The organism is Bradyrhizobium sp. UFLA05-108 (assembly GCF_059803455.1).
Genome location: NZ_JBANAZ010000005.1, coordinates 41,172 through 52,901, shown reverse-complemented (window position 1 = coordinate 52,901; position 11,730 = coordinate 41,172). Strand labels below are relative to the sequence as shown.

Annotated in this window: 12 protein-coding genes; 6 read left to right on the top strand and 6 right to left on the bottom strand. The window is 64.7% G+C overall.

Going from position 1 to position 11,730, the window contains the following annotated elements; translation table 11 throughout:
* Nucleotides 1–43: 43 nt before the first annotated feature.
* The 5 genes from SO140_RS05255 to SO140_RS05235 are packed head-to-tail and all read right to left on the bottom strand — an operon-like array spanning nucleotide 44 to nucleotide 4,644.
* The gene (locus tag SO140_RS05255; RefSeq protein ID WP_449378804.1) at nucleotides 44–928 is read right to left on the bottom strand and encodes an intradiol ring-cleavage dioxygenase; all 885 of its coding nucleotides are present in this window, start codon (nucleotides 926–928) and stop codon (nucleotides 44–46) included.
* Between the two features lie 15 nt (nucleotides 929–943).
* Nucleotides 944–1,846, bottom strand: a complete 903-nt coding sequence (locus tag SO140_RS05250; RefSeq protein ID WP_449378803.1) for an NAD(P)-dependent oxidoreductase — start codon at nucleotides 1,844–1,846, stop codon at nucleotides 944–946.
* A 20-nt stretch (nucleotides 1,847–1,866) separates the two neighbouring features.
* Nucleotides 1,867–3,240, bottom strand: a complete 1,374-nt coding sequence (locus SO140_RS05245) for an amidohydrolase family protein (protein WP_449378802.1) — start codon at nucleotides 3,238–3,240, stop codon at nucleotides 1,867–1,869.
* A gap of 4 nt (nucleotides 3,241–3,244) precedes the next feature.
* On the bottom strand, nucleotides 3,245–4,324 hold the full coding sequence (locus SO140_RS05240; RefSeq protein WP_449378801.1) for a maleylacetate reductase: 1,080 nt from the start codon (nucleotides 4,322–4,324) through the stop codon (nucleotides 3,245–3,247).
* Complete coding sequence (locus tag SO140_RS05235) at nucleotides 4,321–4,644, bottom strand: Dabb family protein (protein WP_449378800.1); 324 nt, start codon at nucleotides 4,642–4,644, stop codon at nucleotides 4,321–4,323. Before SO140_RS05235 ends, SO140_RS05240 begins: the two co-directional genes overlap by 4 nt.
* Nucleotides 4,645–4,750: 106 nt before the next feature.
* Between SO140_RS05235 and SO140_RS05230 the strand changes: the two genes are divergently transcribed.
* The gene (locus tag SO140_RS05230; protein WP_449378799.1) at nucleotides 4,751–5,695 is read left to right on the top strand and encodes a LysR family transcriptional regulator; all 945 of its coding nucleotides are present in this window, start codon (nucleotides 4,751–4,753) and stop codon (nucleotides 5,693–5,695) included.
* Nucleotides 5,696–5,819: 124 nt separating this feature from the next.
* Nucleotides 5,820–6,728: an amino acid ABC transporter substrate-binding protein gene (locus tag SO140_RS05225; protein WP_449378798.1), complete on the top strand. Its 909-nt coding sequence runs from the start codon at nucleotides 5,820–5,822 to the stop codon at nucleotides 6,726–6,728.
* A 9-nt stretch (nucleotides 6,729–6,737) separates the two neighbouring features.
* Here the strand turns inward: SO140_RS05225 and SO140_RS05220 are convergent, their stop codons facing one another.
* Complete coding sequence (locus SO140_RS05220) at nucleotides 6,738–7,964, bottom strand: MFS transporter (RefSeq protein WP_449378797.1); 1,227 nt, start codon at nucleotides 7,962–7,964, stop codon at nucleotides 6,738–6,740.
* A gap of 92 nt (nucleotides 7,965–8,056) precedes the next feature.
* Here SO140_RS05220 and SO140_RS05215 point away from each other — a divergent pair, with 92 nt between their 5' ends.
* The 4 genes from SO140_RS05215 to SO140_RS05200 are packed head-to-tail and all read left to right on the top strand — an operon-like array spanning nucleotide 8,057 to nucleotide 11,644.
* Entirely contained in the window at nucleotides 8,057–8,530 is a 474-nt protein-coding gene (locus tag SO140_RS05215) for a MarR family winged helix-turn-helix transcriptional regulator (RefSeq protein WP_449378796.1), read from the top strand.
* Between the two features lie 2 nt (nucleotides 8,531–8,532).
* Nucleotides 8,533–10,578 (top strand): FUSC family protein, encoded by a 2,046-nt coding sequence (locus tag SO140_RS05210; RefSeq protein ID WP_449378795.1) that lies wholly within the window; start codon nucleotides 8,533–8,535, stop codon nucleotides 10,576–10,578.
* Nucleotides 10,575–10,781, top strand: a complete 207-nt coding sequence (locus tag SO140_RS05205) for a DUF1656 domain-containing protein (protein WP_254094511.1) — start codon at nucleotides 10,575–10,577, stop codon at nucleotides 10,779–10,781. Before SO140_RS05210 ends, SO140_RS05205 begins: the two co-directional genes overlap by 4 nt.
* Complete coding sequence (locus SO140_RS05200; RefSeq protein ID WP_449378794.1) at nucleotides 10,778–11,644, top strand: efflux RND transporter periplasmic adaptor subunit; 867 nt, start codon at nucleotides 10,778–10,780, stop codon at nucleotides 11,642–11,644. The genes SO140_RS05205 and SO140_RS05200 overlap by 4 nt, the downstream gene beginning before the upstream one ends.
* Nucleotides 11,645–11,730: the final 86 nt, after the last annotated feature.

The window sequence follows — 11,730 nt, the reverse complement described above, 5'->3', positions numbered from 1 at the left end:
CGGCTTGCCGGACTCTTGTCGGTCCTTTCAGCCGTGATCCGGCTTAAGCAGCTCTTGCGCCGCTCGCAACCTGCTTCAGGCCGAAATCATAGTTGAGATGGAAATATTCGCTGTCCACCATGCGACCATCCGGCGCACGGCCGGCCGGATGACGGACGAACTCGCGGATCAGGCTATCCTTGACGCCGAACACCACGTCGCTGTCGAGGTACTGGTCGCCGGCGACGAACACATGCGTCACGAGCTGTTCGAAGCCGGGCGCGGAGATCATGAAATGCACATGCGCGGGACGCCAGGGATGTCGGCCCTGCGCCTCCAGCATTTCGCCGACTGGCCCGTCATGTGGGATCGGGTAGGCGGCGGGCTTGATCGACCAGAAATGGAAGCGGCCGTTCTGGTCGGTGTGGAAGCGCGCGCGCATCGCGAGATCGCCGATCTTGTCGAGCTGCTGCACGTCGTAATAGCCATCGTCGTCGGAGTGCCAGACATCGACCACGGCGCCCGCGAGCGGCCGGCCGTCGACGGCCGAGACCGAACCGGTGACCAGCATCGGATCACCTTCCATCTTGCCCGAGATGTTCTCGCCGCGGGTCTTCTCCGGAGCGGCTTGCACGAAGAAGGGGCCCAGCACCGTGGTCTCGGTCGCGCCTTCCGGCACTGGATGGTTGATGGCGTCGACCAGCATGGAGACGCCGAGCGTGTCCGACAGCAGGATGAACTCCTGGCGCTTGTCGTCGCACATGTGGCCGGTGCGGGTGAGGAAGTCGATGCCGTACTCCCATTCCTTCTGGGTGGGCCGGACCTCGCGCACGAAGGCATGAAGGTGGCGCACCAGCGCCTCGCTCACTTGCTTGACGCGCGGATCGGTCGCGCCCGTGATCCGCTCCAGCACGGCGTCGGTGATCGTGTTCTCGTTGAAGTTACGCAACGTTGCCTCCGTTGATCAGAGTTTTGGCTCGCCAAGCCCGGACAGCCGTTCCAGGTGCTTGACGGTCGCGATGAAGTCGGTCTCGCCGTCGCCCTGCGCGACCAGCGAGCCGTAGGTCTCGCGCACCTGCGCTGCGAGTTGCAGCGGGACGCCGACGGCATGGCCGGCACCAAGGATCAGATCGAGATCCTTGGCCATCTGCTTGCAGGAGAATGTCGACTCGAAATCGCGGGTCCTGAGCGGCGCGGTCTTGTACTTCACCATGGGCGAGGCAACCGCGCTGTCATCGAGCACCTTCAGAATGTCCTGCCAGGCGATTCCGCCCTTGCGCGCGAGCGCGAGGCTCTCGGCCATCATGGCGGCCGACACCGCAATCATCAGGTTGACAGCGAGTTTTGCGTAGCGCGCCTCTTCGCCGGGCCCGAGATATGACTGCGCACGGGTGAAAGTTGCGAACAGCGGCTTTGCGGCCTCGAAAGTGTCCTTCGGGCCCGAGACGAAGCAGGTCAGCGCGCCCGTGTGGACGATGCTGGCATTGCCCGAGACCGGTGCACGCAGATAGGCGACACCGCGCGCCTGTGCCGCGGCACCAACCTCAGCGGAGGCCTCCGCGCTGACTGTGCTGGTCTCGATCAGCACGGCTCCCGGCGCCATCGAGCCGATCAGGCCGGTTGGGCCGAGCATCACGGCGCGCAGCGCAGCATCGTCGGGCAGGGAAGTGATCACAGCGGCCCGGCCGCTGACTGCGTCAGTCGGTGACGCCGCAACAGCGATGCCCTGTTCACGTGCGGCAGCGATACGAGCCGCACTTGGGTCGAAGGCGGTCACGGCACAGCCGGCCTTGGCGACGAGCGTCGACATCGGCAGGCCCATCTTGCCGATGCCGATGAAAGCGATGTTTCTCGAAGAGTCTGTCATTCTTGTTGTCCATTGGCGCCTCAGGCGGCGCGTCCCTGTCGTTCGATGTCCTGCACCAGCCGCCGCCCGGATTGCGCGAGCAGCTCCTTCTTCGGCTCCAGCCCGTCGACCAGAAGCCTGCTGTTCCGCTTCTTCCAGACGCCGTCGATCATCACGGCCTCGATATTGGCAAGGCTCGTCTGCATGACGACCGTGGCGACGGGATCGTGGACCGGAAAGAGATTGAGATCGGAGGCATTGATGACCACGAGGTCGGCAAGCTTGCCCGGCGTCAGTGAGCCGATCTCGCTGTCGCGGCCAAGCATGCGGGCGCCTTCCAGCGTGATCCAGCGCAGCGCCTCGCGCGCCGGAATCGTCGTCGTCGCCGGAATGCTGCCGCTGGCCTTGCGCGACTCGGCATTGTCGAGCGCCCGCTGCATCGACAGCGCGACACGCGCGGCGGAGAAGAGATCGCCGGCCAGCACGGATTCGAGATCAATGCCGATCGTCGGCCGGACGCCGCGATTCAGGAGCCGTCCCGTAATCGGGAAGCCGTGACCCTGGATCATCTCGTTTTCCGGCGTCACCGAGAACGACGCACCGAGATCGACGAGACGTTGCAGGAGGTCGTCGGAGAGATCGTTGCCGTGGACGATATTGACGCCCGCACCGACGAGGCCGACCTCGATCAGCTTCTCCCAGCCGCCAGGGGTCTTGGGCGGACCGCCGCCCTGGTGCATCGATGCGATCAGGCCAAGCTCCCGCGCCAGGCCGAAGTCATGCATGGCGACGTCGAGCGTCGAATAATGCGGGCCGAGAATGGCAAGTCCGAGCGTGACGAGGCCGCCACGGTTGGCGAGGGGACCCGCCAGCAGCCGCTCGACCTCGCGGCGCGGATGCGGGATCTCGGAGAAATGCGGCTCGCCGGGTTTTGGCTCGGGCTTCGGTGAGCCGTGGAAGAAAGCGGCCCGGATACCGCTCTCAATCAGACCTCGCACCGCGGCATCAGTGTGGTCAGGTGTCGGATTGTTGTGGCACCAATCGACCAGCGTCGTGGTGCCCTGATTGATCTGATTCAGTGCGCCGACGAGGGTTGCGATATAGATGTCGCCGGGCCGGAACACGGTCGCCAGCCCCGCATGCATGCGGCGGAAATATTCGAGTAGCGTCCAGTTCGCGGCAAACCCGCGCAAGCCCGTCTGCCAGGTGTGCATATGCGCGTTGATCAGACCCGGGATGACGATGCGCCCCGTGCCGTCGATGACATCGGTGCCGGCCGCTCCGCTGCCAAGCTCGATGCCGGTGCGCACGTCAACGATCCGGTTGCCCTCGACGAGCACATCGCCGGCCCGGAGATCGCCGATGGCTTCATCCATGCTGATGATGGTTGCCGATTTGATCAGCGTGCGCCGCATCGCCTCAGGCCGTCGCTTTGGTTGCGACCGGCGGCTCGCCCGCCCAGGCGCGCGCGATGAGGTCGCGAATGGCGTTCCGCTCGAGCGGGCGCGGATTCCAATAGGCGTTCGTGACTGCGAGATCCGCCGCCTTGTCGATACCGCCCTCGGGCATGCCGATGTCGCGCAGGGCCAGCTTTGCATTCAGCCGCTTGGCAAGGTCGTAAAGCCCTCGCGATGCATCGGCCGCGCCGATCGCGCGTGAGATGCGCATCATGGCATCGGGCACGGCGGGCGCATTGTAGGCCAGCGCATGCGGCAGCACGATGGTGTGGGTCTCAGCGTGCGGCAGATCGAACGTGCCGCCGAGCGTGTGGCAGAGCTTGTGATGCAAGGCCATGCCGACGGTACCGAGGCAGACGCCGCAGAGCCAGGCGCCATAGAGCGCTTCGGTGCGGGCCTCGCGGTCGTCGCTCTTCGCGGCAATGGCGGGGAGGGCACGCGCTAGCGCGCGGATGCCTTCCTCCGCCATCAGCGAGGTCACGGGATTGGCGTCGCGTGCATAAAGCGCTTCGACCGCGTGCGCGATCGCATTGATGCCGGAGGTCGCTGCCAGGCCGACCGGAAGCGTCAAAGTGAGGTCGACATCGTAGATCACGGTCTCCGGCAGCACGGCCGCGTCGCGCACCGTGGTCTTAAGGCCGTTCTCGGTCTGGCCGATGATCGGCGTCATCTCCGAGCCGGCATAGGTGGTGGGGATGCAGAGCTGATTGACGCCGGTGCGTAACGCCAGCGCCTTGCCAAGGCCCGTGGTCGAGCCGCCGCCGAGCGAGACGACGCAGTCCGCCTCGCAGACCTTCATCGCGGCGAGCGCCTGCGCGGTGACCTCGACCGGCGTGTGCATGGTCGCGCCGGCAAAGAGGCCGGCATAGAGCGGGCCGAGCGCAGCGCCGAGGTTCTTGCCTTGCGCCTCCTGCTGCGGCGTCGTCAGCACCAGCGCGCGCTTGCCGCCCAGCCGCTCGACCTCGGCCTTGGCTGCCGCAAGCGTTCCGCTGCCGAATACGACGCGGCAGGGGAGATTTTCAAAGGTGAATGAACCGATCATGCGCCGGTCTCTTTGATGGGATAATCGACCTGGAAGCGGCCGATCCGCAAGTCGCCGAGCGCCTCGCGGACGCGCAGGTGCTCCGGATGGGTTGCATAGGCCTGAAGGGCGGCCTGATCGGCAAATTCGGAGAACAACACGACGTCGCAGGCGTAGTCGACATCGCTGACGTCGAGGCCGACCTCAATATGAGTGAGGCCATCGATCTGGCCCTTCAGGCCCTCGAAAAGGGTTTTGACCTTGAGCCGGGCCGCGGAGCGCTCCGCGGGCGTCTCCCCGCGCAGCCGCCACATCACGATGTGCCTGATCGGGCCCGACATTTTCCTGATTTCCTCGCCGCTCGTCTTGCTGTTTGGGGTATTTTGCCTTGCAGAAATCGGAAATAAAGGCCAAAAATCGTAAGTCTCTTTTCCGATTTATGCAAAAATGGACCGTCTTCTTCAACTCGAGGTCTTCTCCAAAACGGCCGAGCTCGGCAGCCTTTCCAAGGCGGCCGAAACATTGCGAATGTCGAATGCCGCCGCGAGCCGGCATCTCAGCGCGCTGGAGGAGCGGCTCGCGGTGAGGCTGATCGAGCGCAACACGCGCCGGCAGTGGCTGACGGAAGCAGGGCAGGAACTCTTGCAGCGTTGCAGCACGCTCTTGAACGAGCTTGCCGAGGCCGAAGACGCGGTATCGGACCGCGCGCTGTCGCCGAAGGGCGTGCTGCGGGTCACGAGTTCGCTGTCGTTTGCGATGATCTATCTCGCGCCGATGCTGCCGGCGTTCCGCGCGCTCTATCCAAAGCTCAGCGTGCAGATCATCACCGCCAACCGCTATCCCGATTTCATCGAGGCGGGCATCGACGTCGCGATCCGTACCAGGGAGCACGAGCCCGACTCCAACATCGTCGTCCGCCGCATCGGCCAGATGCGGCGCGTGCTGGCGGCAGCTCCCTCCTATCTCGCGAGGCAGGGCCGGCCGGAGCACCCGGCAGATCTCGCCCGCCACGACATGCTGATCTACAACCTCGCCAACGATCCCTATTCGCTGCGGCTCAGCAAGGACAATGCGGCCCAGACCATCCGCATCGCGCCGACGCTCGACAGCAATGACGGCCAGGTGATCCGCGGCGCCGCGCTCGCAGGCCTCGGCATCCTCGTCCAGCCGCTCTATATCGTGCAGGGCGACATTTCCTCGGGACAACTCGTGCCGCTGTTGATGGACTGGGAGCTGCCCTTGCTCACCATGAACATCGCCTACCAGAACCGCGTCAGGCTGCCCGCCAAGATCAGGGTGTTTTCCGACTTCCTGGTCAATCACATCCGCGAGCATTCGCAGGCGGGAATCTGGATGGAGCCGAAGGAGCGCGTCCCCTATGAAACGCGATAGCTGGTAGACGTAGTCTCGCAGCGAAGGTGGCCCAGCATTTGCGAAGGGTTGCGTATCGGCTCAGGATCTCATTGTATGGCTTGGGCATGAATGCCCGCAGTCGATATGATATCAGGAGAGATTGATGCGCTTGGGAGCCGTGCTTTTCGCTCTTGCCCTTGTGACGGGCCCGGTTGCAGCCGAAGACCTCGGAGGCACCCTCGAGAAGGTCAAGGAGACGAAGAAGATCACTCTGGGCTACCAGGAAGCGTCCATTCCCTTCAGCTATCTGGACGGGGACCAGAAGCCCGTTGGCTTTGCGCTCGATATCTGCCTCAAAATCGTCGATGCCGTGAAGAAGCAGCTCGGCCTGCCTGACATCGCTGTCGAGTTCACGCCGGTGACGTCGTCGAACCGTATCCCGCTGATGGTCAACGGCACGCTCGACCTGCATTGCTCGGCGACCACCAACAACGCCGATCGCCAGAAGCAGGTGGCCTTCACCAACACGCACTTCCTTAGCGCGACGCGATTTGCCGCTAAGAAAGCGCAGAAGCTCGATACGATCGATGACCTCAAGGGCAAGTCAGTCACAGCGGTGGCGGGATCGGTGAATTTGAACCAGCTTGCCAAGGTCAATACCCAGCGCAACCTCGGGATCAATATTCTGCCGGCCAAGGACCAGGCCGAGGGTTTTCTGATGCTGGAGACCGACCGCGCGCAGGCCTATGCGCTCGACGACGTGCAGCTCGCGGTAGCGATCGCGCGTTCGAAGGAGCCGTCGCTCTACATGATCAGCGACGAGAGCTTCTCGAAGGCTGAGCCATTCGGGATCATGCTGCGCAAGGACGACGCGCCGTTCAAGGCGCTTGCCGACCGCGCGACCGCCGAGCTCTACCAGAGCCCGGAGATCGAGGTGCTCTACAAGAAGTGGCTGCAATCGCCGGTGCCGCCGAACGGGATCAATTTCAACGTCCCGATGTCGCCGGCGCTCCGCAACGCCTTCAAGAAGCCCAGCTCGAGCTACGATCCGGAGGTTTACGACGCCAACTGAGGCAGGCGCCTAGCGCGCCCGAGGCGAGGCGGGCAAGCGGCAGGCCAGTGCCGCTCCCATTGCCGCGATGCCCGCCATCGCGAGCGCCCAGACGACGAACAGCCGATGACCGATCAGCGCGCCGCTCAGGAGCGGCGCGGTGATGTTGGCGCCCGACATCAGCGACTGGTTGAGGCCCATGATCATGCCCTGGCGGTTGATCGCGGCGCTGCGTGACAATTCCGCCGTCAGCGTGCTGCGGGTGAACATGGTGCCGATGATGATTAACGTCAGGAATATGGCGAGCAGGCTGTTGCTGTTTCCGATCGCGAGGCCGGAAAATCCCAGCGCCATGCATGCGAATGCCAGCAGCACGATGCCGCGGTCGGATGCAAAGCGGTTCGCGCGCGTAATCAGCAGGCCCTGGACAACCATGTTGATGAAGCCGGCATAGGCGAATACCCAGCCGAGCTCGCGCGCGCCGAAGGGATGCCCGTCCCATGAGAACCGCGCCGACAGGAATAGGCCGATCTGCGACAGGAACATCGAGTTGACGAAGAAGAACACGATCAGGAGGCCGAGCACCCGCCACGCATGACGCATGCCGACGATCGCGCGTGTCACCTCCGCTTGGGGAACGCGGTGATGATAGAGCGGCTCGGAGGCAGGATGGTCGGGCGGCAGCAAGGCGACGGTCGCCAAAATGCTGATGAGCGATAGTGCCGCGGCGGCCCATACCGGCGCGGTGTCACCGTAATGGACGAGAAAGCCGGAAAGCGCCGGTCCCAGCAACAGTCCCGTTCCGATCGCTCCGCTGGTCATCCCGAGCGCCTGCTTGCGCGTCGACGGCGCGCTGTGCTCGGCCGCATAGGCATGCGCCACCGAGATATTGCCCGAGGTCAGACCGTCGATGATCCGGGCGAGAAAGACCAGGGTCAGGTTGGTTGCAAGCGCGAGCAGGGTAAAGCCGACGAACGTACCGATCTGGCTGACGAGCAGGACCTTGCGGCGGCCATAGCGGTCCGAGAGCATGCCCACCACCGGTCCGGCTATGAGTTGGCAGACGGCGTAGGCCGAGATCAGCATGCCCAGCATGAACGGTGTCGCGCCGAGCCGCAGCGAGTAGAATGGGAGCAGGGGCAGGATGATCCCCAATCCCGTGGCATCCACGGCCACCACGACAAAGGTCGGCACGAGCGACAGGCTGCTGTCGCCGTGCAGCGCCTGGCCTGCCTCCGTCGTGGAACCCGCGCTCATGGTGCGTCGGTCTCGTTCGCTTTCCCGTGATCAGTCGCAATAATCCGACGTATATAGTTGCCTCCTAATAGTTTGTGTCCTATCTAATTTGCATGGCTCCCTCGCAGTCCCATATCCACGCCGAGATTGGCCGGTTGATTGCGCGCCTTGGCCGCATCTGGCGTCGCGAGTCGGACCAGGCGCTGTCGGATCACGACCTGTCCTATGCGACCGCGATTCCACTTCTGTTGCTGTCCCGGCAGGGAACTTCGGTGCGCCAGGGCGTACTCGCCGACGAATTGGGGATCGAGGGCCCCTCGCTGGTGCGGCTGATCGATCTTCTGGAGGCCGAGGGGTTCGTAGAACGCCGCGAGGATCCGACCGACCGACGTGCCAAAACGCTACATCTCACAGCAACGGGTGACGCCAAGGTCGAGGAGATCAATCGCGTGTTGCGGCGGGTGCGGGCGAGCCTGCTCAAGGATATCGGAGCCGAGGAACTTGCGATAACCTTCGCGACGCTCCAGCGCATCGAGCAGCGCGCCAACCGCCTGCATGACGCGAAGACTGGTTCAGAGGCGAAATAGTCATGCGCGCTGACGAGCCGTTCCTGGTCCGCCACGCGGACCTCATCTTTGCCTTGAAGACGTTTGCCGCGTCGATGCTGGCGCTCGTCATCGCACTGTGGATCGACCTGCCGCGGCCCTATTGGGCGATGGCGACCGTCTACATCACCTCGCAGCCGCTCGCCGGCGCGACCAGTTCGAAGGCATTCTTCCGTGTGATCGGGACGCTCGTCGGAGCCACGGCGACGGTGGCCATGGTGCCCAATCTCGTCGACGCGCCGGAGCTGCTCTGTCTCGCAATCGCACTTTGGGTCGGTCTTTGCCTTTACGTCTCGCTGCTCGACGGCACGCCGCGCAGCTACCTCTTCATGCTGGCCGGCTACACGGTTGCGCTGATCGGCTTTCCCTCGGTTTCAGATCCCGGAAACATCTTTGACATCGCGATTGCGCGGGTGGAGGAGATCTCGCTCGGCATCATCTGTGCGAGCCTGGTCTCGACCATCGTGTTTCCCCGCAGCGTCGCCCCGGCTGTCGCTGCGCGGGTCGACAACTGGCTCAGGGACGCGCGCCTCCTGAGCCACGACACATTGCTGGGTCGCGGCACCGTTGAGGCGCGCCGCGCGCTCCGGCTGCGCCTTGCCACCGACATTGTCGAGATCGGCACGCTTGCAATCCATCTCGGCTATGACCGCGTGGCGGACGCCGAAGCCGTGACCGGCCTTCGCGAGATCCGCATGCGGATGCTGATGCTCTTGCCCGTGATCGCCTCGACTGAGGATCGGCTGGCCGCCCTTGGCGAACGTGGCCTCCAGGCACAGCCCGAGCTGAAACGCCTGCTTTGGGATCTCGGCACATGGGTCTCGGAGGACGCGCGGCTGCCGGCCGGCCCGATCCGCGCCACGATCGAGGCGCGGCAGGCGGCACTCGACGGCAACGCTTCCTGGGAGCGGATCATCACGACCAGCCTCCTATCGCGGTTGCGCGAGTTCGTCGATCTCTCCCGTGACTGCCGCGCGCTGAGCGAGGCGATCGCGGCAGGCCGCAGGATTTCGACGGTCGATCTCGCCTTCCAGCCCGAGGCTGGTGCTGCGGCCGTGCGTCATCGCGACCGCGGCCTCGCGCTGTGGTCGGCGGCCGGTGCCGTCATCGCCATCCTGATCTGCTGCGCCTTCTGGATCGGGACCGCCTGGCCGGACGGCGCCTCGGCGCCGATGATGGCGGCAGTGGCCTGTTGCTTTTTCGCCGCCCAGGACGAGCCCGCACGCTTCATCCGTCGCTTTGGCCTGTGGTCGCTGGTCGCGATCGTCGTGGTCGCGATCTATTTGTTCGCGGTGGTGCCTGCGATCTCCGATATCGAGGTCTTGATCCTCGCGCTGGCGCCGACCTTCCTGCTCTACGGCCTCCTGATCGCGCGGCCAGCGACTGCAAGCAGCGGCTCGGCGCTCGCGGTCAACACCGCGACGCTGCTCGCGTTGCAATCCACCTACAGCGCGGACTTTGGTGCCTTCGCCAATTCCACCATCGCCTTCTTTCTCGGCATCGTCGCCGCGGAGGTGGTGACCAGGATCGCGCGCGGGGTGGGGGCCGAGTGGATCGCCAAGCGCTTGGTGCTGTCGAGCTGGAAGACGCTCGCGGTTGCCGCCGAACGCCGCGGCAAGCATGATCGCGCGGAATTTGCGGGCCTGATGCTGCACCGAATGGGATTGCTCGTGCAGCGTATCGCCTTCGTCTCGGAGGCCGACCGTCGCGACACCGAGAGCCTGGCGCAGCTCCGCATCGGGCTCAACATCATACATCTTCGGCGGGCTCGCTACGGCCTAGCTGCATCCACGCTCTTCGTTCTCGACGACATGCTCGACCAACTCGCCGTCGCATTCCGCAGCTATGCCGGCGGCGGCATGCCGACTGAGCTCCTGACGCGCATCGACGCTGCGCTCGCCGCGGCCGTCGAGGATCCCAACCCGCAGGCGCGGGAGGACGCGCTGCTCGGGCTCGTGGGCATCCGGCGAGGGCTGTTTCCGGGAGCGCCGGCTTATCGCCCGCAGCGAGGGGAGAGCTTTGCGGCATGAGGTATGAGATCGACATTTATGGCGTGCTCGTCCCGGCGCTGCTCTTGTGGCTGATTGTGGCCTTTGCGCTCAGCGCTCTCTTGCGCCGGCTGATGCAGCGCTTCGGCCTCTACCGGCTGGTCTGGCATCGCGCGCTGTTCAATTTCGCGCTGTTCGTCTGCATTCTCGGCGGCGTCGTCTATCTTTCGGAGTTTCTGCCATGAAAGGGAGTTTTGGGTGGCTCGGTCGCGTGGCTCTGACCATGCTGGTCGTCGTCGCGGCGCTCGCCGTTGGCCGCGGGCTTTGGGCCTATTACATGGAGTCGCCCTGGACGCGCGACGGGCGCGTCCGCGCCGACGTGGTCCAGGTTGCGCCCGACGTGTCGGGTTTCGTGACGGAGATTCTGGTCAAGGACAACCAGAAGGTTCATCGCGGCGACGTGCTGTTCCGCATCGATCGGGAACGCTTTGCGTTGGCACTGCAACAGGCCGACGCCGCACTTGCCGGCCATCGCGCGACGCTCGACCAGGCCAATGCCGACCTCAAGCGCTACAGCGCGCTCACCACCGACGCGGTCTCGCAGCAGAAGCAGGAACAGGTGCTGGCCACGCAGTTGCAGGCCAAGGCGGCCTACGATCAGGTGGTCGCCGACCGAGCGGTGGCCCAACTCAATCTCGATCGCAGCGACGTGCGGGCCTCAGTGAACGGCATCATCACCAACATGGACTTGCGGCCCGGCGCGTATGTGACGGCCGGGAAGGGCGTGATGGCGCTCGTCGACACCGACACGCTACACGTCGAGGGCTACTTCGAGGAGACCAAGCTCGCGCGCATCCGCATTGGCGACAAGGTGCAGGTCCGCCTCATGGGTGAGCCTACCAGGCTCACCGGTCATGTCGAAAGCATTGCGGCCGGGATCGAGGATCGCGACCGCGCTGCGGGCGCGAATTTGCTCGCTAACGTCAACCCGACGTTCAGCTGGGTGCGCCTGGCGCAGCGCGTTCCCGTGCGAATCGCGCTTGACCAGATCCCCGACAACATCGCACTGGTCGCCGGCCGCTCGGCGACCGTCGAGGTGCTGAACTAGAGCATGATCCGGACCTGAAGGGCCTCGTTAGCGCAAAGTGTGAAGCGGTTTTCCCTCGCGACAAACGCGGAACGCGTTTGCGCGGA